Origin of the sequence: Mycolicibacter longobardus (assembly GCF_002102265.1) — a bacterium.
Taxonomy (GTDB): Bacteria; Actinomycetota; Actinomycetes; order Mycobacteriales; family Mycobacteriaceae; genus Mycobacterium; species Mycobacterium longobardum.
Window position 1 is genome coordinate 152,736 of the sequence record NZ_LQPG01000011.1, and the last position, 26,148, is coordinate 178,883.

Below are 26,148 nucleotides of genomic sequence, written 5' to 3' on the forward strand. Positions count from 1 at the left end.
GCATGTTTTAGCGGGCCATGCCGGTGGCGATCCGGGCGTGGTGTGCCGCGAGGGCGTACGTTGCATTAGGTGCTGGAATGGTTCCGCGACGACATCATCGGCCGTGGCCGACTGCCGTTGTTGTGCTGCCTGCTGGCGTTTCTGGTGACGTTTCTGGTGACCCGCTCCGTGGTGCGCCACATCCGCAGTCAGGCCGCCAGCGGCCGCACCCCACGCTGGTGGCAGCCGCGCAACCTGCACATCGGGTCCAAGCACATTCACCACGTGGTCTTCGGGGTGGTGACGGTGATGGTCTCCGGGGTGACCCTGGTGACCCTCGGTGGCGCCGGGCATGAGCGGGCGTTCACCCTCGCCGCCATCGGTTTCGGGATCGGGGCGGCGTTGGTGCTCGACGAGTACGCGCTGATCCTGCACCTGTCCGACGTGTACTGGGAGGAGGACGGGCGCGCCTCGGTCGACGCCGTGTTCGCCGCGACCGCGGTCACCGGACTGTTGGTGCTGGGTTTTCACCCGCTGACGTTCCTGCTGTCGACGTCGTACGACACCTCCTCGCCGCTGATCCGCGCCGGGGTCTTCACTGGTCTGGTGACGGCGCTGCCGCTGGGCGTGGTGGTGCTGTTGAAGGGCAAGGTGTGGACCGGTCTGATCGGGATGTTCTTCTTTCCGCTGCTGGTGATCGGCGCCATCCGGCTGTCGCGACCGCACGCGCCGTGGTCCCGCTGGCGTTACCTGGGCAAACACGAGCGGATGCGCCGTGCGCTGGAGCGGGAACGGAAGTTGCGCCGCCCGGCGATCGCGGCCAAGCTCTGGCTGCAGGACGCGATCGCGGGCCGGCCCCAGGTGCCCGACGAACGGGAGATCGACGCCGAGCTCGACAAGGAGGTGCGGGCGGCGTCGGCGCCGACGGTGCAGTTCATGGCTCCGCGACAGCAGGTCCCCATCGGCCGGCCACCTCGGCCGGCACCCGTCGGGCGACCGCCTGACCGGCCGGTGCCCCCCAACCGTGTGGTTGCGGAGGCGTCGGCACCGACCAGACCCGTCTCGCTGCCGCAGATCCACCGGCCCGGCGGGCCTCGGAGATGAGCCGGCGGTGAGATATTTCTACGACACCGAGTTCATCGAGGACGGCCGCACCATCGAGCTGATCTCGATCGGCGTGGTCGCCGAGGACGGGCGGGAGTACTACGCGGTCTCCACCGACTTCGATCCGAGCCGGGCCGGGCGATGGGTGCGTACCCACGTGCTGCCCAAGCTGCCCCCGCCCTCGTCGCAGGCGTGGCGAACACGGCGCCGGATCCGCGCCGATCTGGAGGCCTTCCTGGGTGTCGGCAGCGGTGTGCCGATCGAGTTGTGGGCCTGGGTCGGGGCCTACGACCATGTGGTGCTCTGCCAGTTGTGGGGCACGATGCCCGATCTGCCGACGTCGATCCCGCGCTTCACCCACGAGCTGCGTCAACTGTGGGAGGACCGCGGCTGCCCGCGCCTGCCGCCCCGCTCGGCGGGAAGCCACGACGCGCTGGTGGACGCCCGCGACCAGTTGCGCCGGTTCCGGGTGATCACCCAGACCGAACTGGCCTGATCAGTGCGGGTCCGCACCCGGCTACCATGGTCGGGTGAACTGGACCGTTGACGTACCGATCGACCAGCTGCCGGCGCTGCCGCCGCTGCCCGCGGATCTGCGCGCGCGCCTCGACGCCGCGCTGGCCCGGCCGGCCGTCCAGCAGCCGAGCTGGCCCGCTGACCAGGCCAAGGCGATGCGCACCGTGCTGGAGAGCGTCCCGCCGATCACGGTGGCGTCCGAGATCGTGCGGCTCAAGTCGCTGCTGGCACAGGTAGCCCGCGGGGAGGCCTTCCTGCTGCAGGGCGGTGACTGCGCCGAAACCTTCACCGACAACACCGAGCCGCACATCAAGGGCAACATCCGCACCCTGCTGCAGATGGCGGTGGTGCTGACTTACGGCGCCAGCATGCCTGTGGTCAAGGTGGCCCGCATCGCCGGCCAATACGCCAAGCCGCGGTCGGCCGATATCGACGCGCTGGGGCTGAAGTCCTACCGCGGCGACATGGTCAACGGCCTGGCCCCGGATGCCGAAGCGCGCGAACACGATCCGTCCCGGCTGGTGCGGGCCTACGCCAACGCCAGTGCCGCGATGAACCTGGTGCGGGCGCTGACGTCGTCCGGGCTGGCCTCGCTGGAACTGGTGCACGACTGGAACCGCGAGTTCGTCCGTACCTCGCCGGCGGGCGCACGTTATGAGGCGCTGGCCGGTGAGATCGACCGCGGGCTGAAGTTCATGAGCGCCTGCGGGGTTGCCGACCGTGAGCTGCAGACCGCGGAGATCTACGCCAGCCACGAGGCACTGGTGCTCGACTACGAGCGGGCCATGCTGCGGATGGCCGACATCGAAGGCACACCGCAGCTCTACGACCTGTCGGCGCACTACGTGTGGATCGGGGAGCGGACCCGCCAGCTCGACGGCGCGCACGTCGCTCTGGCGGAGGTGATCGCCAACCCGATCGGCATCAAACTCGGGCCGACGACCTCGCCCGAGCTGGCGGTCGAATACGTCGAGCGGCTCGACCCGCACAATGTGCCGGGTCGCCTGACGTTGGTCAGCCGGATGGGCAACGCCAAGGTGCGCGACCTGCTGCCGGGCATCATCGAGAAGGTGCAGGCCACCGGTCACCAGGTGATCTGGCAGTGCGACCCGATGCACGGCAACACCCACGAGGCCTCCACCGGCCACAAGACCCGGCACTTCGACCGGATCGTGGACGAGGTGCAGGGGTTCTTCGAGGTGCATCATGCGCTGGGCACCCACCCCGGTGGTATCCACCTGGAGTTCACCGGCGAGGACGTCACCGAGTGTCTCGGTGGCGCACAGGACATCTCGGATGCCGACCTGGGTGGGCGCTACGAGACGGCGTGCGACCCGCGGCTCAACACCCAGCAGTCGCTGGAGTTGTCGTTCCTGGTCGCGGAGATGCTGCGCGGCTAAGTCTCTCGCCGAGCAGACACAGAATCGCACAGATCACCCTCCCGGGGTGCGATTCTGCGTCTGCTCAGCGAAGTGGGCGAGGGGATTACAGCAACGCGCCGACGTTGTTGCCCAGCGTCCAGGCCACCGCGGCCACCAGCCCGGTGAGCGCGAACACCACGGCCAGCCAGATCATCACCATCCGGCGCGCATGTTGGCGTTCCAGCACGAACCGGCTCAGTTCGATCCCGGCGAATTCGCCTGTCACCACCTGATATTGGGTGTCGGTGTCATCCACCCAGTCCCGTGGCTCGCGGGTCATGTGCAGCGTGGGGCGCTGCGGCGGCACGGGAGGCTCCCCGCCGCGGTGGGTGGGCGCTGAAATGTGCTGGGCGGAGTTGCGCGGGGCCGGCACCCGAAACGCCGGCAGTTCCAACCGCTGGGCGATCGCATCCACCTCGTGGACCATCTCGAGCCCGTCGGCATATCGGTCAGCGGGCTCCCGGGCGGTTGCACGAGCTACAAGGTCATCGAATTCTCTTGGGACGCCATCGATTTCCGAGCTGGGCGGCGGGACGTCGTGATCCAGCCGCTGATAGGCCACCGTCAGCGCGGAGTCGCCGGTGAACGGCGTGTGGCCGGTCAGAAGCTCGTAGGTGAGCACTCCGACGCCGTAGACGTCGCTGGCGGGGCCGGCGTTTCCGTCCCGCACCTGCTCGGGCGAGAGGTAGGCCGCGGTGCCCAGAATGACGTTGGTGGAGGTGATTCCGGCCGCCGCGATGGCTCGCACCAATCCGAAGTCGACCACCTTCACGTCGCCGTCGTCGGAGATCAGGATGTTCTCGGGTTTGACGTCGCGGTGCACGAGGCCGGCGCGGTGTGCGATCCCCAGCGCTCCCAGCACCGGCCGGAGCACGGCGACGACGGCATGCGGCGGCATCGGGCCGCGTTCGTTGAGCAGCTCCCGCAGGGTCCCGCCCTCGATGAGTTCCATCACCAGAAACGGCTGCCCGGGGTCCTGCGGAGTGCCGAACCCCTGGTCATACACCGCCACCAGCCCGGGGTCCTTGAGCCGGGCGACCGCTCGCGCCTCGAGCTGGAAGCGGGTCAGGAACTGCTGATCACCGGCGTAGCGCAGGTCCATGACCTTGACCGCCACCGGGCGGTCCAGGCGCTCGTCCATACCCCGGTACACCGTGGACGTGCCACCGGTCGCGATCCGGGTGCCCACCCGGTAGCGGCCGTCGAGCAGCGCGCCCTCCAGCACGTCGCCGCCCCATATGGAAGTCACCTGGTCATGGTATGTGTGCGGGCGGCCGGCCCGGCGGTTCTAAACTTGTGTCGTGAGCAGCATTCCGGCCGCCGAAGACGTACTCGATCCCGATGAACCGACGTTCGACCTGCCCCGGGTCGCCGAAATGCTCGGAGTTCCCGTCACCAAGGTGCACCAGTATCTGCGCGACAATCACCTGGTCGCGGTGCGGCGAGCCGGCGCCCTGGTGGTGCCGGAGGTCTTCTTCACCGAGCACGGGGACGTCGTGAAAAGCCTGCCGGGGTTGCTGGCGGTGCTGTACGACGGCGGCTACCAGCGGACCGACATCGTGCGGTGGCTGTTCACCCCGGATCCGTCCCTGTCGTTGACCCGCGACGGCGTGCGGGAGTCGGTTGCCAACGGCCGCCCGATCGACGCACTGCACTCCCACCAGGCCCGTGAGGTGATGCGCCGGGCCCAGGCCATGGCGTACTGACCTCAGGCGGTCTCCGCGGGTGTCGGTGCCTTTGACAGTCGGTGCCAGGCATACAGCGCGCACCCGCTCGCACCGATCACGTGCAGCCAGGTATACATGCCGTGCGACCCGTCGGGCTTGAATATCACCATGATCCAGGTTGAGGCGGCGGCGATCCCGGCGATGGCAGCCGGTGAGCGCACCAGGGTGGCCGCCACCGCCAGCGGCCAGGTGTAGTACCAGGGCAGCGCGGCCGGTACGAACAACACCACCACCAGCATGGCCCAGGCGATGCCGGACACCGCCGCGCGATCGTCACGGCGGGACCGCCACCACAGCACCGGAAGCGCCAGCGCGATCACCAGCACTCCGGTGATCCGGGTGATGTGCAGCACGGCGTAGAAGTTGACCGGTGCGAACACGCCGCCCACGGCGTGGATCAGGTTGGCCGCCGCGGTCGGTACCGTCAGCCAGTTGATGATCTTGACGTTGCCGGCAAGCAGCGCGGTAAGCCAGCCGAGACCTACCCCGGCCAGGCTCGACAGCAGGGCGAAGACGGCGACCACGATCGCCGCGGAGATGGTCGCCGCGGTTACGAACGCCGCCGCCGTCGGGTAGCCGCGGCGTCCATGTCGCGGTTCCAGCTTCGGCTCTCCTTCGTCGAGCCTCGCTGAACCGCGGGGTTCCCGCAGCCGGCGCATCCATACCCACACCAGAAACGGCAATGCGATTGCGGCGGTGGCCTTTACCGCCGCGGCCAGCGCCACCAGCGTTATGCCCGCCAGGTGGTGGCGTTCCAGGGTCAGAGCGATCCCGGCGATCACCAGGCCCACCATCAGCATCTCGTTGTGCACCCCACCCATCAGGTGGATGATCACCAACGGGTTGAGCACCGCCAGGAACAGCGCCGCCGGCGCACTGCCGCCGACCCGCCCGGCCACCCGCGGCGCAGCCCAGATCAGCAGCGCCAACCCGGGCAGCATGCACAGCCGCAGCACCATGGTGCCGACCACCACGTTGTTGCCCACCAGCAACGTGACGAGTTTGGCGACCAGGATGAAGGCCGGGCCGTAGGGCGCCGTGGTGGCCGCCCAGATCGGGCTGACATCGTCCAGCAGCGGGTTGGGGTTGTCGACCGGGCCGACTTGGTAAGGGTCGAAGCCGTCCCGCAGCAACGCGCCCTGGGCCAGATAGGAGTAGGTGTCGCGGCTGAACACCGGTACCGACAAGAGCAGCGGCGCCAGCCAGAAACCGGTGGTGGCGATCAGCGTGTAGGTGGTCACGGTCCCATCGATCACCCGTCGGCCCAGGCCGAGCCAGGCCGCCAGCATCACCGCGACCCCGGTCCACAGCAGCACCGAGGACAGCACCAGGCCGTGGCCGAAACGCAGCCACGACAGGTGCAGTGACTCCAGCAACGGGTCGTGGATCCGGGTGCTTCCGGCGCCCAGCCCGCCCAGGGTGATCAGCAGTGCGCCCAGGCAGCCGAGCCACGCCGCCCGGGCCTGCTGACTGGCGGCGAACTGCCGCAGCCGCGACAGCGCCCCGGACAAGGTCTTGCTGGGGTCCGTCGACACGGTCGTGACCGGGGGGGTGGTGGGGTTCGACATCGGTGCTCCGGGACGTTCAGGCGGACCGGTCGGCGACCCGGCGAGCCAGGTCGGTCAGGCCGGCTTTGGCAACCTCGTCGATGGGTGCGGCCGTCAGCGCGGCCATGGCGCGGCGGGTCAGCACGTCGATACGGTCCTCGACGGCTGCCAGTGCGCCCACCGCCTCGATCATGTCGCACAGTTCGCGGACCTGCGCGTCGGTCAACGCGGTGCCGATCGAGGTACGTAACTGATTGGCCGCCAATGGATCCGACTTGTCGGCCAGCTCCATCGCCTCGGCCACCAGTACGGTGCGCTTGCCCGAGCGCAGGTCGTCGCCGGAGGGCTTGCCGGTCACCGCGGGATCGCCGAACACGCCCAGCACGTCGTCGCGCAGCTGGAATGCCACGCCCAGGTCGGTGCCCAGCTCCCCGAACAGCGCCTGGATATCGGGCCGGTCGGCTGCGGCGGCGACACCGAGTTGCAGCGGGCGCACCACGGTGTAAGAGGCGGTCTTGTAGGTGTTGACCCGCATGGCCGCGGCGATGGAGTCGACGCCGCCGGCTTCGGTGACGATGTCGAGGTATTGGCCGCCCAGCACCTCGGTGCGGATGTCCGACCACACCCGCCGCACGCGCCGCCGGGCATCCGGGGGCAGGTCGGCTCCGGCCACGATGTCGTCAGCCCACACCAGGGCCAGGTCGCCGAGCAGAATGGCGGCCGACATCCCGAACTGCTCGGCCGAACCCCGCCACCCGTGGGTGCGGTGCAGCTCGGCGAACATGCGGTGGGTCGTCGCTCTGCCCCGACGGGTCGCCGACGCGTCGATCACGTCGTCGTGCACCAGCGCGCAGGCGTGCAGCAGTTCCAGCGCGGAGAACAGCAGCAACTCGCCGTCGTCGGCATCCCGGCCGGTGATGGCTCGCCAACCCCAATAGGCGAAGGCCGGGCGCAGCCGCTTACCGCCGCTGAGCACGAACTCCTCAAGGCCGGTGATCAGGTCTTCGTAGTCCTCGCCGATGTAGGCGGTGTCGGTGCGGCGGGTGCGCAGGTGGCAACGCAACTGCTCGGTCACGGCGCCGGCCAACGCGGCGGCCGACGGTACTGTTGCTGCTGTTGACTTGGAGCTCAGCTCGGCGCCCCTTTCTGCGCTGCCCTCACCGGGGACCCCCAGCGTGCGTTCAGCGTAGAGTGTGCCACCACGCCCGGGGGGACTCAGGCCGGTAACGGCCGAGGGGGCTGCCAGCGGCCGGCAGTGGCAGGCCCCGGCTCCCTGCGGCACCGTTGACCATCATCGATGAGGAGCAACTGCGTGACCTTGAACACTGTCGCACTCGAGCTTGTTCCGCCGAATCTGGACAGCGAGAGCCCGCAGGGCCACGAAAAGGCCTTTGCGAAGGCTCGCGAGGAGGCCCACAAGGTCCTGCGGTTCGCGGCGGAGTCCGATATCGAAGGGCGAATCCGGCACATCCTGATGCCGGGGATGATCGCCGAGGAGGACGACCGCCCGATCGAGATGAAGCCCAAGCTCGACGTGCTGGACTTCTGGAACGCGATCAGGCCTGAATTGCCCGGCGTGGCCGGATTGTGCACCCAGGTCACCGCGTTCTCCGACCAGGCGGGTCTGCGGAGTCGGCTCGATGATCTGACCGCGTCCGGCATCGAGGGCGTCGTCTTCGTCGGCGTGCCCCGCACCATGGCCGACGGGGAGGGCTCGGGCGTGCCGCCGACCGATGCGCTGGCGACCTTCCGCGCCGACGTGCCCAACCGCGGCGCCATCCTGATCCCCACTCGGGCCGACGAGATCGGCCGGTTCAACTTCAAGTGCGAGCGCGGGGCGACCTTCGCCCTGACGCAACTGTTGTACTCCGATGCGATCGTGCCGTTTCTGACCGAGTTCGCCAAGCACAGCGACGCCCGCCCGGAGATCTTGCTGTCGTTCGGCTTCGTGCCGACGGTCGAGAACAGGGTCGGTCTGATCAACTGGCTGATCCAGGACCCCGGCAACGCGGCGGTGGCCGCCGAGCAGGCCTTCGTCAGGACGCTGGCCGACAGCGAACCCGACCAGCGGCGCAAGCTGATGCTCGACCTGTACAAGCGGGTGGTCGACGGGGTCGCGGATCTGGGCTTTCCGCTGAGCATCCACTTGGAGGCGACCTACGGGGTGTCCGCGGCAGCGTTCCGGACCTTCGCGGAGATGCTCGACTACTGGTCGCCGCAGACCGGCTGAATCGACCGGTCCATCCCGCGGTCCAGCTTCGGCTCTGCGCCGTCGAGCCTCGCTGAACCGCCGGGTCCATGCGGCGGTCCCAGCTTCGGCTCTCCTCCGTCGAGCCTCGCTGAACCGCCGGGTTCAGCCGGCGTCGTCGTCCGGGGCGCGCAACCGCGGCGAGCGGTCCCGGCCCTGCCAGGCGATGAGCGCGACCACCCCGACGGCGGCGAACGTCGACAGCACCAGCCACATGGCGGCGTGGACGAACGAGCGGGTGCTGGGATCGGTGTAGCGGGCCTGTGCGGTCATCGTGCTCACCACACCCGGCTTGAGGCGCCACTGCACCGTGTCTTCGCCGATGCGTTCGCCGTTGGTGGAGGTCACCTCGCCGGGGAACGCGACGCTCAATTCGACGTCGGCCTCGGGGTCGCTGAGTGATGTGAGATCCACCCGGCCCTCCAAAATCACCAGGTTGCCGGCGCGGCGCAGCGCCAGGTTCACCCCGGCCGCGTCGCGGTTCATCTCGGCCAGCTGCGGCAGTTCGGCGAAGGTCAGATCGGAGAACACTGCCTGGGAGCCGACGTAGCCGTCCCTGTTGTAGCCGGAGATCGCGATCTTCTGGGCGAACGGCAGGTCGGCGCTGAGCTTGGGCCCGGTGTCGGTCTCGTTGCGGGGCTTGGCCGCCGCGACGATCTGGCCGGAGACCTGGTCGTTGGGGGAGACGGTGATGTTGGCCCTGATGCGCACGCACCCGGTCAGTGGTGCGGCGATCAGCAGCAGCGCGAACAACGCCAGCAATCGGCGAAGTGCGGTGAACCGCCGAACCCGTTGCGAACCCCGAACTACCACGACGTCATCGTGCCAGACCCGTTGGCCCGCGCGGGTGACGACGCGGCGCGTGGCCGTCACAGGGGCAGGGTCCGGCCCAGGATGGCGAAGGGCCGGGGATCGCCGGCGAAGTGGTGGCCCCGGATGACATCGATGAAGCCCAGGCGCCGGTACAGCCGCCAGGCCCGGTTGCCTTCGCCGCTGATCTCCGGCGTGGAGAGCAGCACATTGGCCTCGGGCCGCCCGGCGAGCAGCCGTCGCGCCAGCGCCTCGCCCAGGCCGCTGCCCTGGGCGCGCGGTGCGACGTGCAACTCGGTCAGCTCGAAGTAGCTGGTCATCAGGCGCATGATGTCGGAGCGGGCCAGGCCGCGGCGCTGCAAACCCAGCACCACCTGCTGCTGCCACCACTGGTCGGGTGCCCCGCAGTAGCCGTAGGCCACACCCAGCAGCTCGGCGCCGCCCAACTGCGCGGGCGCCGCGCCCGGCTCCAGAACCTCCCCGACCGTTTCGCCCTTCCCGCCTTGTCCACTCTCGAACGCGGCCACCGCCTGCCAGCCGCGGCGGCGGGTGTGTTCCAGCCACATCGCGGCACGTTGGCTCTCGGTACCCGGCGGGTAACCCATCGCGGTGACATAGACGCGCAGAGCCTCGCCCAGGTGATCCGCCATTTCGCGCGGCGACATGTCGATGAGGAATGTCACCAACGTGCAGGTTCCTTTCCTGGCGGGTGGTGGGGTGCCTACCCACTTTCCGGAGTCCCATTATCCGGAATCGGTGTTGCGGCGTCGGCGGTTGTGGATCAGCATTGCAGGACCGCCGCTACAATCGGCGGGTGAAGCCTGTGGTACGGCGCAGGTCGACCTCGTATTATCAGTGTTAGTTGCCCGCACCAGTCCGTATGCAGCCGTGGGCAGTGGTTATGAGCGGCCGTCGGCAAGGAGGGACGAATGCCACTCTCCGATCATGAACAGCGCATGCTCGACGAGATCGAGAGCGCCCTCTACGCCGAGGACCCCAAGTTCGCTTCCAGCGTTCGCGGTGGCGCCCTGCGTACTCCCACCACCCGGCGCCGGGTGCAGGGTACGACACTGTTCGTGGTCGGCCTGGTGATGCTGGTGTCCGGTATCCCGTTCTACGCGACCGTCAATCCCGGGTTCCTGATTCTGAGTGTGCTGGGTTTCGTGGTCATGTTCGGTGGTGTGGTCTTCGCCATCACCGGCAACCAGGCTGCCGCCGGCCGGGATGGTGCGGAGAAGTCGGCCGGGAACGCACAGCGGCGGGTCAAGGGCGCCAGCGGCACTTTCGCCAGCCGGATGGAGGACCGATTCCGACGCCGGTTCGAGCCGTAGATCCAGCGGCACGTTTGACGTGAAGGGGCAGCCGATCGGCTGCCCTTTTTCATGCGCGCATCTGGTCGTACGGCCGCTGTATTCCATTGGGGCCTGACTGGGCCTCGGCGGCCCCCCACCGGGCCCCACTTCGTCCCCACCTGCTCTGAACTGGGAATTTCCGGGCCAAGGGGGAGTCTCTGGGGCCTTTCGGGGCCAGAAAACGCCGGTCGTGTGGGGCGTAGGGGTGAGTAGCACCCTTTAAATGGTGCATAGTGGGGGATTGTGGGGTATCGTGGGCTGACGATGTCGACTGGGCGGGAGGTGGCCGGTGTTTCTCGGCACCTACACGCCCAAGCTCGACGACAAGGGGCGGCTGACACTGCCCGCGAAGTTTCGTGATGCGTTGGCAGGAGGGTTGATGGTCACCAAGAGTCAGGACCACAGCCTGGCCGTGTATCCCCGGGCGGAGTTCGAGCAGTTGGCCCGCCGGGCAGCCAAGGCGTCGCGCAGCAACCCGGAAGCGCGGGCGTTCCTGCGTAACCTGGCCGCCGCCACCGACGAACAGCACCCGGACGGCCAGGGCCGGATCACCCTGTCGCCCGACCACCGCCGCTACGCGAACCTGTCCAAGGAGTGCGTGGTCATCGGGTCGGTCGACTACCTGGAGATCTGGGATGCGCAGGCCTGGAGCGACTACCAGCAGACCCACGAAGAGAACTTCTCCGCGGCCAGCGATGAAGCACTCAGCGACATCATCTGAGGCGCACGCCCGTGCCTCGTGGCCTCTGTCCGAACCGACCCTGACGTACTTCCCCAACGTCAGGTTCGTGCCATCGGGCAGGGACCTCGAGGCAGGAGCGGCTGGCGGGCGATCGCAAGCGCGGCGGAGCCGGGCGCAGCGGGTCGACCGCCACCAGACCGGATCGGGAGGTCTTGCCGTGGCGGAGCAGGGCGAGTTCGGCCATGTGCCGGTGCTGCTGGAGCGTTGTGTAGAGCTGCTGGCCCCGGCGCTGACCGCGAAATCACCCGACGGCAGCGGCGCGATCCTCGTCGATGCCACTCTCGGCGCCGGCGGGCACACGGAACGATTTCTGACCGAGTTCCCCGGCCTGCGGGTCATCGGCCTGGACCGTGACACCACCGCCCTCGAGATCGCCGGTGACCGTTTGGTCCGCTTCTCCGATCGCCTGCAGACAGTCCGCACCCGCTACGACGGGATCGCCGCCGCGTTGTCCGAATCAGGTTTGGCCGCAACCGGATCAGTCGACGCGGTGTTGTTCGATCTCGGTGTCTCCTCGATGCAGCTCGACCGGACGGAGCGGGGCTTCTCCTACTCCCACGACGCCCCATTGGACATGCGGATGGACCCGGAGGGCGAACTCACCGCCGCCGACATCGTCAACACCTACGACGCCGCAGCGCTGACCGACATCCTGCGCCGCTACGGCGAGGAACGTTTCGCATCCCGAATCACCGCGCACATCGTCCGGCGCCGGGCCCAGACCCCGTTCACCTCGACGGGGGAGTTGACGGCCCTGCTCTATGACGCGATTCCGGCGCCGGCGCGGCGTACCGGGGGGCATCCGGCCAAGCGGACGTTTCAGGCCCTGCGCATCGCGGTCAACGGCGAGCTGGACTCGCTGCGCGATGCGCTGCCGGCGGCGCTGGATGCGCTGGCGGTGGGGGGTCGGGTGGCGGTGATGTCCTACCAGTCGTTGGAGGATCGGATCGTCAAGCAGTTGTTCGCCGCGGTGACCACGTCGCGCACACCGGTCGATCTGCCGGTCGAATTGCCCGGCGACAAACCGAAGTTCATCACGCTGACGCGCGGCGCCGAACAGGCCGACGCGGATGAGGTCGAGCGCAATCCGCGAGCGGGCTCGGTCCGGTTGCGTGCCGTCCAGCGTGTCCAGTCCGGTTCGATCGCGGCATCGAGGGGGAATTGATGGCGTCTAAGCGCAAACCTGTGGTGCGGCAAGGCGATCGGCGTCGTGGCCCCGAGAGCGTGACCCGCACCGGGCAGCGTCGCACGAACGAGGCTTCGCAGGCCCGGGGTCCGCGCCGGCAGCGCGGGACCGCGCCCGCACCGGGGCGCGAAACGCGGCCGCGGTCCGGGCCGCAGAACGCGGCGGCGCTTCGTCCCGACACCAGGCCGGCTCCGCCGAAGAGCACCAAGCAGGCCAAAGCGCGGGCCAAGGCGCGGAAGGCCAAGGCGCCCAAGGTGGTGCGGGTCCCGTTACGCGAACGGCTGATCACCCGGCTGGCGTCGATCGACCTGCGGCCACGCACTTTGGCGGCCAAGGTTCCATTCGTCGTGTTGATCATCGGCGCGCTCGGCATCGGGCTGGGGATCACGCTGTGGCTGTCGACGGACGCCGCCGAGCGCTCCTACCAGCTGGGCAATATCCGGGAACGTAACCGGGTTCTGCTGCAGCAGAAGGAGGCGCTCGAACGTGACGTGCTCACGGCCGAGTCCGCGCCGGCGCTGGCCGAGGCGGCTCGCGAGTTGGGCATGATCCCGAGCCGGGACACCGCACACCTGATCCAGGACCCGGTCGGCAACTGGGTGGTCGTGGGAGTTCCGAAGCCCGCCGAGGGGGTGCCGCCGCCTCCGCTGAACACCAAGCTGCCCGAGGCCCCCGCGCCGCCCCCGGCGGAGGTGCCGGTCCGGGTGCCGCCCGCCGGACCGAAGCTGGACAGTCGGCACCTGCCTGTCGCCGGCCCGCCCGCATCCGCGGTGCCGGGTGCGCCGCTGATCATTCCCGGCATGCCCGGTGCGCCCGGTACGCCTGTGGCCGGGCCCGCGCCGGGTCCCGCCGCGCTCGAGATCCCGCCCGTCGCGTTGCCCCCGGGGTCCGTGCTGCCGCCCGAGGCCGTGCTGTCGCCTGAGGCGGTACTGCCGCCGGACGGATCGCTTCCCCCGGAGGCCGTGTTGCCACCGTCGGCGGTGCTGCCGCCCGAGGCCGTGTTGCCGCCGCAGCCCCCGCTCCCGCCGGAGTCCGCGGGGTTGCCGGTGGTCCCGGGAGCCGCGCGATGAGACGGGCCGAGCGGGGTACCGGGCCGGCGCGACGCGCCGACAGCTCGGCCAAGGCCGCCAGGCGCAAAGCCGGCCGAGCCGTCAAGCCCACCCCGCCGGCCAAGACCGCTAAGACGGCCAAGTCAGCCAAGGAGCCGAAAGCAACTCCGACAACCGGACATTCGGCCCGCGAGCGTCGTACCCGGCCCGCCGCCGAGCTGGGTCTGCGCAGCGCGTCATTCGTCTTCCGGCACCGCACCGGCAACGCGGTCATCTTCCTGGTGCTGGCGCTGTCGGCGGCCCAGCTGTTCTACCTGCAGGTCCCGCGCGCATCCGGACTGCGCGCCGAGGCCGCCGGACAGCTCAAGGTCACCGACGTCCAACAGGCGATGCGTGGCGACATCATCGACCGCAACGGCGACAAGCTGGCGTTCACCATCGAGGCGCGGGCACTGTCCTTCCAGCCGGTCAAGATCGGCAAGCAGCTCGCGGAGGCCAAGAAGAAGGACCCCGCCTCCCCGGACCCACAGCTGCGGCTGCAGGAGATCGCGAAGGAGATCGCCGTCCGGCTCGGCAACAAACCGGACGCGGCGACCTTGCTCAAGAAGCTGCGCAGCAACGACACCTTCGTCTACCTCGCCCGCGCCGTCGACCCGGCGGTGGCCGAGGCGATCACCGAGAAGTGCCCGGAGGTCGGCAGCGAGCGTCAGGACCTGCGGCAATACCCGGGAGGGTCGCTGGCCGCCAACATCGTCGGTGGCATCGACTGGGACGGCCACGGCCTGCTGGGCCTGGAGGACTCGATGGACGCCGTGCTGGCCGGAACCGACGGGTCGGTCACCTATGACCGCGGCTCCGACGGCGTGGTGATCCCGGGCAGCTACCGCAACCGCCACCGAGCCGTCAACGGCTCGACGATCCAGCTCACCCTCGACGACGACATCCAGTTCTACGTTCAGCAGCAGGTGCAGCAGGCCAAGAACGTCTCCGGTGCCCACAACGTCACGGCGGTGGTGTTGGACGCCAAGAACGGCGAGGTGCTGGCGATGGCCGGTGACAACACCTTCGATCCGTCCCAGGACGTCGGGCGCCAGGAGGACCGGGAGCTCGGCAATCCGGCGGTGTCCTCGCCGTTCGAGCCCGGCTCGGTGAACAAGATCATCACCGCCGCCTCGGTCATCGAGCACGGCCTGTCCAACCCCGACGAGGTCCTGCAGGTCCCCGGATCGATCAACGTCGCCGACGTCACCGTCAGCGACGCGTGGGAGCACGGCGTCGCGCCCTACACCACGACCGGGATCTTCGGTAAGTCCTCCAACGTGGGCACCCTGATGCTCGCGCAGCGGGTGGGGCCCGAGCGTTGGTTCGACATGCTGGAGAAGTTCGGGCTGGGACAGCGCACCGGTGTGGCTCTGCCCGGCGAGAGCGCCGGCCTGGTCCCGCCGGTGGATCAGTGGTCGGGCAGCTCGTTCGCCAACCTGCCGATCGGCCAGGGACTTTCGATGACATTGCTGCAGATGGCCGGGATGTACCAGGCCATCGCCAACGACGGGCTGCGGATCCCGCCGCGAATCATCAAGTCCACCATCGCCGCCGACGGCAGTCGCACCGAGGAACCGCGGCCCGAAGGCGTCCGGGTCGTGTCGGAGCAGACCGCGACGACCGTGCGCAACATGCTGCGCTCGGTGGTGCAGCGCGATCCGACGGGTGTTCAGCAGGGCACCGGGTGGCAGGCCGCGGTCGACGGCTACCAGATCGCCGGGAAGACCGGTACCGCGCAGCAGATCAACCCGGCCTGTGGTTGCTATTACGACGACGTCTACTGGATCACCTTCGCCGGGATCGCGCCTGCGGACAATCCGCGCTACGTCATCGGCCTGATGATGGACAACCCCCACCACGCCGCCGACGGATCACCGGGCACCTCGGCCGCCCCGTTGTTCCACAACATCGCCAGCTGGCTGTTGCAGCGCCACAACGTGCCGCTGTCGCCCGACCCCGGCCCGCCGCTGATCCTGCAGGCGATGTAGAGGTTCTCCTACGCCGGACGCTCGCCTTCACACTGGGGTTTCCGAGACGAGAATGTCTGGATTTTCGGATCTGAGCAGTGGCTTTGTGCTTATCGTTCGGACATCGCTGGAACAAGTGGATTCCGGCACCGAAAGAAAGGGTCGATCATGGCCCGAAAAAGAATTGCGAGCGGTAACCGAATTCCGGCGATCCTGGCAGCCGCGACCGGCATCGTTGCTGTCGGGTTGCTCGGTAGCCCCATCGTGAGTGGATATGAAGCCGGCGTCGCGAGCGGATATCAAGCCAGCGGCTGCTTCATGACCAAGTCCGGTGACCGCTGTGTGGACCTACCGGATCCGACCGAGTATGGGTGCGCACCCGGGGACTTCAAATGCATGTTTGACAAAAGGGCTCAGCAGCCGCCACCTTCCGACGGCTGAATTGTCGGGTTCATTCGGCGGCGGGGCGGGACGGAACCCGCCGCCCAGCCCGGACAATCGCCACCGTTGTGACCCGCCGTCGGCCCAAGGCGGATCGCCTGCACCGCGGTCGCCGTCCGCCTAGGTAGTCTCAGGTCCGATCCTGACGACCTGGCCGTGGCCGATGGAGGTGATGGCGGTGCCTGCTGCTCTGCGCCCTGACGTCGGTGCAGGCACGTCGCTGCGTGCGCTGGCGGCCCAGATCGGGGCGGTCGCGGCCACCGGCGACGTGGTGCCGGAGCTGCCGATCACCGGGCTGACCCTGCGTGCCCAGGATGTGCGCCCGGGCGACCTGTTCGCGGCGCTGCCCGGCACGACCACCCACGGGGCACGGTTCGTGGCCGACGCGGTCGCCCGGGGCGCGGCAGCGGTGCTCTCCGACGGGACGGGAGTCACCGAAATCGCCGACAGCACAACCGCACCCGACACCCCGGTGCTGGTTCATCCGGCTCCCCGCACCGTCTTGGGTGAACTGGCGGCCACCGTCTACGGACATCCTTGCGAGCGGGTCACGGTCATCGGGATCACCGGGACATCCGGCAAGACCACCACCACCTATCTGGTCGAGGCGGGGTTGCGTGCCGCGGGCCGAACCGCCGGGCTGATCGGCACGGTGGGGGTCCGCATCGACGGCGCCGACCTTCCCAGTGCGCTGACCACGCCGGAGGCGCCGGCTCTGCAGGCGCTGCTGGCGCTGATGGCCCAGCGCGGAGTCGACACCGCGGTGATGGAGGTGTCCAGCCATGCCCTGACGCTGGGCCGGGTGGACGGCACCCGGTTTGCGGTGGGTGCCTTCACCAACCTGTCCCGTGACCACCTCGACTTTCACCCGACCATGGCGGACTACTTCGAGGCCAAGGCCCGGTTGATCGATCCGGCGTCACCCCTGCACGCCGCCCGGGCGGTGGTCTGTGTGGACGACGACGCCGGCCAGGCAATGGCGGCGCGCGCCACCGCACCGATCACTGTCAGCGCGACGGGCCGCCCGGCGGACTGGGGCATCGAACAGCTGAGCACCGGTGGCGCGGGCTCACGCGGAAGGGAGTTCGTGGCCGTCGACCCGGCCGGCGTGCACCATGAGATCGGTATCGGGCTGCCCGGGGACTACAACGTCGCGAATTGTCTTGTGGCGCTGGCCATCCTCGATGCGGTGGGGGTGTCGCCGGAGCAGGCGGCCCCCGGCCTGCGTGACGCGCGGGTTCCCGGCCGGATGGAGCCGATCGACCGCGGGCAGAGCTTCCTGGCGGTGGTCGACTACGCGCACAAACCGGGTGCCCTGGCCGCGGTGCTGCAGACCCTGCGCCAGGAGTTGGGCGACACGGCCGGGCGGCTGGCGGTGGTGTTCGGCGCCGGCGGCGACCGTGATCACGGCAAGCGCGAGCCGATGGGCCGGATCGCCGCGGAGACGGCCGATCTGGTGGTGGTCACCGATGACAACCCGCGTGGGGAGGACCCCGCCGATATCCGGCGCGCCATCCTGGCCGGTGCCGCCGCCGGTCCCGCCGAGGTGGTCGAGATCGGTGACCGGCGGGCTGCGATCGAGCACGCGGTGCGCTGGGCACGACCCGGTGACGTGGTGCTGGTCGCGGGCAAGGGACACGAAACCGGTCAGACCGCCGGCGGGCGGACTCAGCCCTTCGACGACCGGGTGGAGTTGGCCCAGGCGCTGGAAGCGCGGGAGCAGCACAGATGATCGCGCTGACGGTCGCGCAGATCGCCGAGATCGTCGGCGGCCGGCTGGCCGACATCTCCCCGGAGCAGGCCGCACGCACCGTCGTCACCGGGACCGTCGAGTTCGATTCCCGCCGGATCGCCCCGGGCGGGTTGTTCCTGGCGTTGCCCGGGGCGCGTGCCGACGGCCACGACCATGCGGCGGCGGCAGTGGCCGCCGGTGCGGCCGCGGTACTGGCTGCCCGTCCGGTCGGGGTGCCGGCCATCGTTGTCAGCCCGGCGGACTCGGCACCGGACAGTCGCTCCGGTGCACTCGAGCACGACGACGCGGCCGGATCCGGCGCGGCGGTGCTGGCGGCGTTGGCCAAACTGGCCGCGGCGGTCTCCGCCGTCCTGGTGGCCAAGGGCCTCACGATCGTCGGTATCACCGGATCGTCGGGCAAGACCTCGACGAAGGATCTGATCGCCGCGGTGCTGGCGCCGCTGGGGGAGGTGGTGGCCCCGCCCGGGTCGTTCAACAACGAGCTGGGCCACCCGTGGACGGTGCTGCGGGCCGACGAGAACACCGACTACCTGGTGCTGGAGCTGTCCGCGCGGCATCGCGGCAACATCGCGGAGCTGGCGGCCATCGCCCCGCCGCAGGTGGCGGTCGTGCTCAACGTCGGGACCGCGCACCTGGGCGAGTTCGGCTCCCGCGAGGCGATTGCCGAGACCAAAGCCGAACTGGCGCAAGCTGTTCCGGAGTCCGGCGTAGTGGTCCTCAACGTCGACGACCCGGCGGTCGCGGCGATGGCCGGCAAGACCGCCGCCCGGGTGGTGCGGGTCAGCCGCGCGGCCCCCGCCGACGTGTGGGCCGGGCCGGTGGCGCTCGACGAGCTGGCCCGCCCGCGGTTCACCCTGCACTCGGGGCAGGGTGAATCCCAGGTACGGCTCGGGGTGTCCGGGGATCACCAGGTCGGCAACGCGCTGTGCGCGGCCGCGGTCGCCTTGGAATGCGGTGCCACGCCGCAGCAGGTGACCGACGCCCTGGCCGGTGCCGGACCGATATCGCGGCACCGGATGCAGGTCAGTACCCGCGCGGACGGGGTGACTGTGATCGACGACTCCTACAACGCCAATCCGGACTCCATGCGGGCGGCGCTGCAGGCGCTGGCCTGGATCGCCCGCGGTGAGGATCCCGGCGCCGAGGTACGGCGCAGCTGGGCGGTGTTGGGGGAGATGGCCGAGCTGGGCGAGGACGCGATATCTGAGCATGACCGCATCGGACGGCTCGCGGTGCGCTTAGATGTGTCTCGTCTCATTGTCGTCGGAGTAGGGAGATCGATGGGCGCGATGCTGCACGGCGCGGTCATGGAGGGATCCTGGGGCGCCGAGGCCACCGCGGTACAAGACGTCGATGCCGCCCTGGCCCTGTTGCGCTCCGAGTTGCGGCCCGGCGACGTGGTGCTGGTCAAGGCTTCCAACTCGGCGGGGTTGACCGCCCTGGCTGAGGCTCTGACCAGCGAAGACCCAGGAGATCGCCGATGATAATGATCCTCGTCGCCGCGGGCGTCGCGCTGCTGGTCGCGATCCTGCTGACCCCGGTGCTGATCCGGGTGTTCACCAAGCAGGGGTTCGGCCAGGAGATCCGCGAGGACGGCCCGGCCAGCCACCAGAGCAAACGCGGCACCCCGTCGATGGGCGGCGTGGCGATCGTGGCCGGGATCTGGGCGGGCTATCTGACCGCTCAGCTGGCCGGCCTGGTGTTCTACGGCACCGGGCCGACGGCATCGGGCCTGCTGGTGCTGGGCCTGGCCACCGCGCTGGGCGGGGTCGGTTTCGTCGACGACCTGATCAAGATCCGCCGGTCGCGCAACCTCGGCCTGGACAAGACGGCCAAGACCGTCGGACAGGTCACCGCGGCAACGCTGTTCGGGTTGCTGGTGCTGTGTTTCCGCAACGAGTCCGGGCTGACCCCGGGAAGCCTGCAACTGTCCTACGTCCGCGACATCGCCACCGTGACGCTGCCGGCGGCGGTGTTCGTGTTGTTCGTCATCCTGATCGTCAGCGCGTGGTCCAACGCGGTCAACTTCACCGACGGCCTGGACGGCCTGGCCGCCGGCTCCATGGCGATGGTCAGCGCCGCCTACGTGTTGATCACCGTGATGCAGCATCGCAATGCCTGTGCGATCGCGCCCGGGCTGGGCTGCTACAACGTGCGCGATCCCCTGGACCTGGCGCTGATCGCCGCCGCGACCGCGGGCGCCTGCATCGGATTCCTGTGGTGGAATGCCGCACCGGCGAAGATCTTCATGGGCGACACCGGGTCGCTGGCGCTGGGCGGGGTGATCGCCGGCATGTCGATCACCACCCGCACCGAGATCCTCGCGGTGGTGCTCGGCGGACTCTTCGTCGCGGAGATCACCTCGGTCGTGGTGCAGATCCTGGCGTTTCGCAGCACCGGGCGCCGGGTGTTCCGGATGGCGCCGTTCCATCATCACTTCGAGTTGGCCGGCTGGGCCGAGACCACCGTGATCATCCGGTTCTGGCTGCTCACCGCCATCGCCTGTGGATTGGGCGTCTCCATGTTCTACGGCGAGTGGTTCACCGCCGTAGGCGGCTGACGTGCTGGGCGAGCTGTCCGCCGGCGCGCGAGTGCTGGTCGCCGGCGCCGGCGTGACCGGCCGGGCGGTGCTGAAGGCGTTGGCGCCGCTGGGCCTGGACCTGACGCTGTGCGACGACGACCCTGCCGCGCTGCGTGCGTATGCGGGTGTGACGACGCTGAGCCCCGCCGCAGCCGTGGCGCAGATCGCCGATTACGCCCTGGTGGTCACCAGCCCCGGATTCGGCCCCGCCACACCGGTACTGGCGGCGGCGGCCGAAGCCGGGGTGCCGGTGTGGGGCGATGTGGAACTGGCCTGGCGGTTGGATGCCGCCGGCCACTACGGACCACCCCGGCGTTGGCTGGTGGTGACCGGCACCAACGGCAAGACCACCACCACGTCGATGCTGTACGCCATGCTGGTCGCCGCGGGCCGGCGTGCCCAGTTGTGCGGCAACATCGGCAGCCCCGTCCTGGATGTGCTGGGGCAGCCGGCCGAGCTGTTGGCCGTCGAGCTGTCCAGCTTCCAGCTGCACTGGGCCCCGTCGTTGCGCCCGGAGGCCGGCGCGGTGCTCAACATCGCCGAAGACCACCTGGACTGGCACGGCAGCATGGCCGCCTACACGGCCGACAAGGCACGTGCCCTAGGCGGGCGGGTGGCGGTGGTCGGCATGGACGACGCGCGTGCGGCAGCGCTGCGGGACACCGCACCGGCCCCGGTGAAAGTGGGTTTCCGGCTCGGCGAGCCGGCGCCCGGCGAACTCGGGGTGGTCGACGGCATGCTGGTCGACAGGGCCTTTGCCGATCAGGTGGCAGTCGACGGTGTGGCGCTGGCGCCGGTGGCGTCGATACCGGTGCCCGGACCGGTCGGCACCCTGGACGCGCTGGCCGCCGCCGCCCTGGCCCGCAGCGTGGACGTGCCTCCCGAGGCGATCGCCGATGCGCTGGCGTCGTTCCAAGTCGGCCGGCACCGGGCCGAACTGGTCGTCGTCGACGCCGGCATCAGCTATGTCGACGACTCCAAGGCCACCAACCCGCACGCGGCAGAGGCTTCGGTACTGGCCTACCCGCGGGTGGTGTGGGTGGCCGGCGGGCTGCTCAAGGGCGCCTCGGTGGAGGCGACCGTGGCCAGAATCGCCGGTCACCTGGCCGGGGCCGTGTTGATCGGTCGGGATCGCGGCGAGGTTGCCAAGGCGTTATCACGACACGCACCGGATGTCCCCGTCGTCCACGTTGTGACAGGCGAGGATATTGGTATGGGTGATACTGCTGTGCCTCCAGTTACTAGTGTGAGACGAGTAGCTGATGGGCCTGAGGAGTCGCTGGGCGCGCGGGTGATGACGGCTGTGGTGGCCGCGGCCCGCGACCTGGCCCGGCCGGGCGACACAGTGTTGCTGGCTCCCGCGGGGGCGTCCTTCGACCAGTTCTCCGGGTACGGCGCCCGAGGCGATGCGTTCGCGGCCGCGGCGCGCTCCGCGGCAGGGTCGGTGTGATCGGCGTCCTGGCCCGGCTGCGGCGCAATGCCGGGGCCGCCGCCTCCGCCGATGAGACGACAGCGGACAAGCCCGTCAAGGCCGAGCCGCGCACCCGGTTCGGCGCCTGGCTGGGCCGGCCGATGACGTCGTTTCACCTGATCGTCGCGGTCGCCGCCCTGCTGACCACGCTGGGCCTGATCATGGTGCTGTCCGCTTCCGGGGTGGAGTCCTACGGTGTCGACGGCTCGGCCTGGCGGATCTTCGGCAAGCAGGTGCTCTGGACGGTGATCGGGCTGTTCGGCTGCTACGTGGCGTTGCGGATGCCGGTGCGGCTCATGCGCCGCCTGGCTTTTCCCGGCTTCGCGTTCACCATCGTGCTGCTGGTGTTGGTGCTGATCCCGGGCATCGGCACGCTGTCCAACGGCTCGCGCGGCTGGTTCGTCATCGCCGGCTTCTCCATGCAGCCCTCCGAGCTGGCCAAGATCGCCTTCGCGATCTGGGGCGCACACCTGCTGGCGGGACGACGCATGGAGCGGGCGACGCTGCGCGAGATGCTCATCCCGCTGGTGCCGGCCGCCGTGGTCGCCCTGGCGCTGATCGTCGCCCAGCCCGACCTGGGGCAGACCGTCTCGCTGGGCATCATCCTGCTCGCGCTGCTGTGGTACGCCGGTCTGCCGCTGAAGGTGTTCACCAGCTCGCTGTTCTCGGTCGTTACGGCCGCGGCGATACTCGCCATCTCGGAGGGCTACCGCTCCGACCGGGTGCGATCCTGGCTCGACCCCGACGCGGACCCGATGAACGCCGGCTATCAGGCGCGGCAGGCGAAGTTCGCACTGGCCAACGGCGGCATCTTCGGCGACGGGCTGGGCCAGGGCACCGCGAAGTGGAACTACCTGCCCAACGCCCACAACGACTTCATCTTCGCCATCATCGGTGAAGAACTCGGCTTCATCGGCGGGTTCGGGCTGCTGGCGCTGTTCGGCCTGTTCGCCTACACCGGAATGCGGATCGCGAAGCGCTCCGCGGACCCGTTCCTGCGGCTGCTGACCGCGACCACCACGATGTGGGTGATCGGCCAGTCGTTCATCAACGTCGGCTATGTGATCGGGCTGCTGCCGGTCACCGGAATCCAGCTACCGCTCATATCCGCGGGTGGAACCTCCACCGCGACAACCTTGTTCATGATCGGCATCATGGCCAATGCGGCCCGGCATGAGCCGGAGGCGGTCGCGGCGCTGCGTGCCGGCCGGGAGGACCGGATGAACCGGATCCTGCGGCTGCCGCTGCCGGAACCGTATGCGCCGACCCGGATCGAGGCGCTGCGTGACCGGCTGCGGTCGCGGCCGCAACCGGCCGGACGGCAACGTGCGGGCGGGCGCACTCCAGCCGGCTCGGGACGGCAGCGCACCACCACGCAGCCGCAGGCCCGGGCGGCGAGTCGAGGCACCGGCCGCGCAGGGCAAAATGGAGGCGCCCGGCGTCACGCCGGCGCGCGTCCGACAGGCGGTCGCGCACGAGCGTTGGAAGGTCAGCGATAGGCGGTGAACGACTCGGTCATCAAGCCGGACCGCGGTGTGCCGCTCTCGGTGGTCCTCGCCGGCGGTGGCACCGCCGGCCATGTCGAGCCTGCGATGGCGGTCGCCGACGCGCTGCGCTCCCTGGACCCGGACGTCCGGATCACCGCGCTGGGCACCGCCCGCGGTCTGGAGACCAGACTGGTACCCGCACGCGGTTATGACCTGGAGTTGATCACCCCGGTGCCGTTGCCGCGCAAGCTCAACGCCGACCTCGCCCGGCTGCCGCTGCGAGTGCTGCGTGCCGTCCGGGAGACCCGGGCGGTGCTGCGCGCCGTGCAGGCCGACGTGGTGATCGGCTTCGGCGGCTACGTGGCGCTGCCGGCATATCTGGCCGCGCGTGGCCTCGGTGCGCGGCGGGTTCCGGTGGTGATCCACGAGGCCAACGCACGCGCCGGTCTGGCCAACCGGGTCGGTGCCCGGGGTGCGCAGCGCGTGCTCTCGGCCGTCCCCGACTGCGGCCTGGCGCACCCCGAGGTGGTCGGGGTGCCGGTCCGCGCGGCGATCACCACGTTGGACCGGGCGGCGCTGCGCGCGGCGGCGCGCGCTGAGTTCGGCTTCGCCCCGGACGCCCGGGTGCTGTTGGTGTTCGGCGGATCGCAGGGCGCCCAGTCGATCAACCGGGCGGTAGCCGGGGCAGCCAAACATCTTGCCGCGTCTGGTGTTTCGGTGTTGCACGCGCACGGCCCGAAGAACACCCTGGACCTGCCGCAGCCCGCCGAGGGTGATCCGCCGTATGTCGCGGTGCCCTATCTGGACCGGATGGACTTGGCGTATGCGGCCGCCGACCTGGCGATCTGCCGGTCCGGGGCGATGACGGTCGCCGAGGTGTCGGCGGTCGGGCTGCCGGCGGTGTACGTGCCGCTGCCTATCGGCAACGGCGAACAGCGCCTCAACGCCCTTCCGGTGGTCAACGCCGGCGGCGGGGTGCTGGTCGACGACGCCGCGCTGACACCGGACTTCGTCGCGGAGACCGTCGCCGGGCTGCTCACCGACACCCCGCGACTGGCCGCGATGACAAGCGCCGCGGCCCTGGCCGGGCACCCGGAGGCGGCACGGCGGGTGGCTTCCGTCGCGCTGGATGTCGCGAGCGCAGCGAGGGACGGCCGGTGAGCGGCATGAGCGCCGTCGCGCTGGATGTCGCGAGCGCAGCGAGGGACGGCCGGTGAGCGGCATGAGCGCCTCGCCGCTGCCGCCGGAACTGAGCCGAGTGCACATGGTCGGCATCGGGGGAGCGGGCATGTCCGGTATCGCCCGCATCCTGCTGGACCGTGGTGGCCTGGTGTCGGGCTCGGATGCCAAGGAGTCACGCGGGATCCACGCGCTGCGGGCCCGCGGCGCGCAGGTCCGGATAGGCCACGACGCCTCCGCCCTGGACCTGCTGCCCGGTGGGGTGACCACCGTGGTGACCACCCATGCGGCGATCCCCAAGACGAACCCCGAACTCGTCGAGGCCCGCCGACGCGGCATCCCGGTGGTGTTGCGGCCGGCGGTGCTGGCCAAGCTGATGGCGGGGCGCACCACGCTGATGGTCACCGGCACCCACGGCAAAACGACCACGACATCGATGCTGGTGGTCGCCTTGCAGCACTGCGGGCTGGACCCGTCCTTCGCGGTCGGCGGCGAGTTGGGTTCTGCCGGTGCAGAAGCCGGCACCAACGCCCACCATGGCAGCGGACCGCTCTTTGTCGCCGAGGCCGACGAGAGTGACGGCTCACTGCTGGAGTACACCCCCAACGTCGCGGTGGTGACCAACATCGAAGCCGACCACCTGGACTTCTTCGGCAGCGCGGAGGCCTACACGCAGGTGTTCGACTCGTTCGTCGAGCGCCTCACTCCGGGCGGGGCGGTGGTGGTGTGCGTCGACGACCCCGGAGCCGCCGCACTGGCCGACCGCACTGCAGCACAGGGCATCCGGGTGTTGCGCTACGGCACCGAAGGCCGCGGCCAGCAGGAGCTGGCCGGCTCGCTGCTGAGCTGGGAGCAGCAGGGCACCGGCGCGGTCGCGGAGATCACGCTGGCCGGGTCGACTGAGCGCTTGGCGATGCGGCTGTCGGTGCCGGGCCGGCACATGGCGCTCAATGCGCTGGGCGCGCTGCTGGCGGCCATCGAAGTCGGCGCACCGCTGGAGGCGGTGCTCGACGGCCTGGCCGGGTTCGACGGGGTGCGCCGCCGGTTCGAGTTGGTGGGCTCGGCGGGTACGTCCGGCTCGGTGCGGGTTTTCGACGACTACGCGCACCATCCCACCGAGATCGCCGCGACACTGACCGCGGTCCGCGCCCTGCTGGCCGAACGCGGAACGGGCCGCAGCCTGGTGGTGTTTCAGCCGCATCTGTATTCGCGGACAAAGGCTTTCGCCGCCGAGTTCGGCCAGTCGCTGGACGGCGCCGATGAGGTCTTCGTGCTCGATGTCTACGGTGCGCGCGAGCAGCCGTTGCCCGGTGTGAGTGGGGCGAGCGTCGCCGAGCACGTGAGCGTTCCGGTGCATTATCTGCCGGACTTCTCGGCGGTGCCCGAGGCGGTGGCCGCGGCGGCCGGTCCCGGTGACGTGATCGTCACCATGGGCGCCGGCGATGTGACCGTGCTGGGCCCGGAGATCGTGACCGCGCTGCGGGCGAGGGCCGACCGGACCCCTCCCGGCCGCCCGGGCGTGCTGTGAGCGTGCCGCCCGAAACCC

At 69.8% G+C, this 26,148-nt stretch carries 22 protein-coding genes; 17 read left to right on the top strand and 5 right to left on the bottom strand.

What is annotated here, in order from left to right; all coding sequences use genetic code 11:
* The first annotated feature begins 69 nt into the window (after positions 1 to 69).
* From AWC16_RS06850 to AWC16_RS06860, 3 genes are read left to right on the top strand one after another with little or no spacing between them, the layout of a single operon-like run.
* On the top strand, positions 70 to 1,083 hold the full coding sequence (locus tag AWC16_RS06850) for a hypothetical protein (RefSeq protein WP_085264032.1): 1,014 nt from the start codon (positions 70 to 72) through the stop codon (positions 1,081 to 1,083).
* A 7-nt stretch (positions 1,084 to 1,090) separates the two neighbouring features.
* Positions 1,091 to 1,579, top strand: coding sequence for a polyadenylate-specific 3'-exoribonuclease AS (locus AWC16_RS06855; protein WP_085264033.1), 489 nt, complete (start codon positions 1,091 to 1,093; stop codon positions 1,577 to 1,579).
* A 34-nt stretch (positions 1,580 to 1,613) separates the two neighbouring features.
* Entirely contained in the window at positions 1,614 to 2,999 is a 1,386-nt protein-coding gene (locus AWC16_RS06860; protein WP_085264034.1) for a class II 3-deoxy-7-phosphoheptulonate synthase, read from the top strand.
* A gap of 85 nt (positions 3,000 to 3,084) precedes the next feature.
* Here the strand turns inward: AWC16_RS06860 and AWC16_RS06865 are convergent, their stop codons facing one another.
* Complete coding sequence (locus tag AWC16_RS06865; protein WP_085264035.1) at positions 3,085 to 4,269, bottom strand: protein kinase domain-containing protein; 1,185 nt, start codon at positions 4,267 to 4,269, stop codon at positions 3,085 to 3,087.
* Between the two features lie 52 nt (positions 4,270 to 4,321).
* On the opposite strand from AWC16_RS06865, the gene AWC16_RS06870 reads away from it, so the two are divergent.
* The gene (locus AWC16_RS06870) at positions 4,322 to 4,726 is read left to right on the top strand and encodes an Rv2175c family DNA-binding protein (RefSeq protein WP_085264036.1); all 405 of its coding nucleotides are present in this window, start codon (positions 4,322 to 4,324) and stop codon (positions 4,724 to 4,726) included.
* A gap of 2 nt (positions 4,727 to 4,728) precedes the next feature.
* On the opposite strand, the gene AWC16_RS06875 is transcribed toward AWC16_RS06870, so the two are convergent.
* Positions 4,729 to 6,315, bottom strand: a complete 1,587-nt coding sequence (locus tag AWC16_RS06875; protein ID WP_085264037.1) for an alpha-(1->6)-mannopyranosyltransferase A — start codon at positions 6,313 to 6,315, stop codon at positions 4,729 to 4,731.
* Positions 6,316 to 6,331: 16 nt separating this feature from the next.
* The gene (gene idsA2, locus AWC16_RS06880) at positions 6,332 to 7,381 is read right to left on the bottom strand and encodes a bifunctional (2E,6E)-farnesyl/geranyl diphosphate synthase (protein ID WP_207572270.1); all 1,050 of its coding nucleotides are present in this window, start codon (positions 7,379 to 7,381) and stop codon (positions 6,332 to 6,334) included.
* Between the two features lie 225 nt (positions 7,382 to 7,606).
* Here idsA2 and AWC16_RS06885 point away from each other — a divergent pair, with 225 nt between their 5' ends.
* On the top strand, positions 7,607 to 8,524 hold the full coding sequence (locus tag AWC16_RS06885; RefSeq protein ID WP_085264038.1) for a mycobacterial-type methylenetetrahydrofolate reductase: 918 nt from the start codon (positions 7,607 to 7,609) through the stop codon (positions 8,522 to 8,524).
* Between the two features lie 123 nt (positions 8,525 to 8,647).
* On the opposite strand, the gene AWC16_RS06890 is transcribed toward AWC16_RS06885, so the two are convergent.
* Together AWC16_RS06890 and AWC16_RS06895 are read right to left on the bottom strand one after the other, a co-directional pair.
* Positions 8,648 to 9,355 (bottom strand): LppM family (lipo)protein, encoded by a 708-nt coding sequence (locus tag AWC16_RS06890; protein WP_085264121.1) that lies wholly within the window; start codon positions 9,353 to 9,355, stop codon positions 8,648 to 8,650.
* A gap of 56 nt (positions 9,356 to 9,411) precedes the next feature.
* A complete protein-coding gene (locus AWC16_RS06895; RefSeq protein ID WP_085264039.1) occupies positions 9,412 to 10,038 on the bottom strand; it encodes a GNAT family N-acetyltransferase in 627 nt (208 codons plus the stop codon).
* Positions 10,039 to 10,281: 243 nt separating this feature from the next.
* Here AWC16_RS06895 and AWC16_RS06900 point away from each other — a divergent pair, with 243 nt between their 5' ends.
* The 12 genes from AWC16_RS06900 to murC all read left to right on the top strand — a co-directional run bounded on the left by AWC16_RS06900 (position 10,282) and on the right by murC (position 26,130).
* Entirely contained in the window at positions 10,282 to 10,683 is a 402-nt protein-coding gene (locus tag AWC16_RS06900) for a DUF3040 domain-containing protein (RefSeq protein ID WP_085264040.1), read from the top strand.
* Between the two features lie 310 nt (positions 10,684 to 10,993).
* Positions 10,994 to 11,425 carry a division/cell wall cluster transcriptional repressor MraZ gene (gene mraZ / locus AWC16_RS06905; RefSeq protein ID WP_085262741.1) on the top strand — a complete coding sequence of 144 codons (432 nt, stop codon included), beginning with the start codon at positions 10,994 to 10,996 and terminating at the stop codon, positions 11,423 to 11,425.
* Entirely contained in the window at positions 11,400 to 12,611 is a 1,212-nt protein-coding gene (gene rsmH / locus AWC16_RS06910; protein WP_085264041.1) for a 16S rRNA (cytosine(1402)-N(4))-methyltransferase RsmH, read from the top strand. Before mraZ ends, rsmH begins: the two co-directional genes overlap by 26 nt.
* Positions 12,608 to 13,702, top strand: coding sequence for a cell division protein FtsL (gene ftsL / locus AWC16_RS06915; protein WP_409370682.1), 1,095 nt, complete (start codon positions 12,608 to 12,610; stop codon positions 13,700 to 13,702). The genes rsmH and ftsL overlap by 4 nt, the downstream gene beginning before the upstream one ends.
* Complete coding sequence (locus AWC16_RS06920; protein ID WP_085264043.1) at positions 13,699 to 15,711, top strand: peptidoglycan D,D-transpeptidase FtsI family protein; 2,013 nt, start codon at positions 13,699 to 13,701, stop codon at positions 15,709 to 15,711. Before ftsL ends, AWC16_RS06920 begins: the two co-directional genes overlap by 4 nt.
* Before the next feature lie 592 nt (positions 15,712 to 16,303).
* Positions 16,304 to 17,863, top strand: coding sequence for a UDP-N-acetylmuramoyl-L-alanyl-D-glutamate--2,6-diaminopimelate ligase (locus AWC16_RS06925; protein ID WP_085264122.1), 1,560 nt, complete (start codon positions 16,304 to 16,306; stop codon positions 17,861 to 17,863).
* Entirely contained in the window at positions 17,860 to 19,368 is a 1,509-nt protein-coding gene (locus AWC16_RS06930) for a UDP-N-acetylmuramoyl-tripeptide--D-alanyl-D-alanine ligase (RefSeq protein ID WP_085264044.1), read from the top strand. Before AWC16_RS06925 ends, AWC16_RS06930 begins: the two co-directional genes overlap by 4 nt.
* Entirely contained in the window at positions 19,365 to 20,444 is a 1,080-nt protein-coding gene (gene mraY / locus AWC16_RS06935; protein WP_085264045.1) for a phospho-N-acetylmuramoyl-pentapeptide-transferase, read from the top strand. The genes AWC16_RS06930 and mraY overlap by 4 nt, the downstream gene beginning before the upstream one ends.
* 1 nt (position 20,445) lies before the next feature.
* Positions 20,446 to 21,915 (top strand): UDP-N-acetylmuramoyl-L-alanine--D-glutamate ligase, encoded by a 1,470-nt coding sequence (murD, locus tag AWC16_RS06940; protein WP_085264046.1) that lies wholly within the window; start codon positions 20,446 to 20,448, stop codon positions 21,913 to 21,915.
* Positions 21,912 to 23,435 (top strand): putative lipid II flippase FtsW, encoded by a 1,524-nt coding sequence (gene ftsW, locus AWC16_RS06945; protein WP_085264047.1) that lies wholly within the window; start codon positions 21,912 to 21,914, stop codon positions 23,433 to 23,435. Before murD ends, ftsW begins: the two co-directional genes overlap by 4 nt.
* Positions 23,436 to 23,438: 3 nt before the next feature.
* Positions 23,439 to 24,584 carry an undecaprenyldiphospho-muramoylpentapeptide beta-N-acetylglucosaminyltransferase gene (gene murG, locus AWC16_RS06950; protein WP_085264048.1) on the top strand — a complete coding sequence of 382 codons (1,146 nt, stop codon included), beginning with the start codon at positions 23,439 to 23,441 and terminating at the stop codon, positions 24,582 to 24,584.
* A gap of 61 nt (positions 24,585 to 24,645) precedes the next feature.
* Positions 24,646 to 26,130 carry a UDP-N-acetylmuramate--L-alanine ligase gene (gene murC / locus AWC16_RS06955; protein ID WP_085264049.1) on the top strand — a complete coding sequence of 495 codons (1,485 nt, stop codon included), beginning with the start codon at positions 24,646 to 24,648 and terminating at the stop codon, positions 26,128 to 26,130.
* Positions 26,131 to 26,148 lie beyond the last annotated feature (18 nt).

What these genes read in the sequence shown, in the direction of transcription:
- AWC16_RS06900 (WP_085264040.1), top strand. Translation starts at nt 10,282, where the DNA reads ATGCCACTCTCCGATCATGAACAGCGCATGCTCGACGAGATCGAGAGC.
- AWC16_RS06930 (WP_085264044.1), top strand. Translation starts at nt 17,860, where the DNA reads ATGATCGCGCTGACGGTCGCGCAGATCGCCGAGATCGTCGGCGGCCGG.
- mraY (WP_085264045.1), top strand. Translation starts at nt 19,365, where the DNA reads ATGATAATGATCCTCGTCGCCGCGGGCGTCGCGCTGCTGGTCGCGATC.
- AWC16_RS06920 (WP_085264043.1), top strand. Translation starts at nt 13,699, where the DNA reads ATGAGACGGGCCGAGCGGGGTACCGGGCCGGCGCGACGCGCCGACAGC.
- rsmH (WP_085264041.1), top strand. Translation starts at nt 11,400, where the DNA reads ATGAAGCACTCAGCGACATCATCTGAGGCGCACGCCCGTGCCTCGTGG.
- AWC16_RS06925 (WP_085264122.1), top strand. Translation starts at nt 16,304, where the DNA reads ATGGCGGTGCCTGCTGCTCTGCGCCCTGACGTCGGTGCAGGCACGTCG.
- AWC16_RS06875 (WP_085264037.1), bottom strand. Translation starts at nt 6,315, where the DNA reads ATGTCGAACCCCACCACCCCCCCGGTCACGACCGTGTCGACGGACCCC.
- murC (WP_085264049.1), top strand. Translation starts at nt 24,646, where the DNA reads ATGAGCGCCTCGCCGCTGCCGCCGGAACTGAGCCGAGTGCACATGGTC.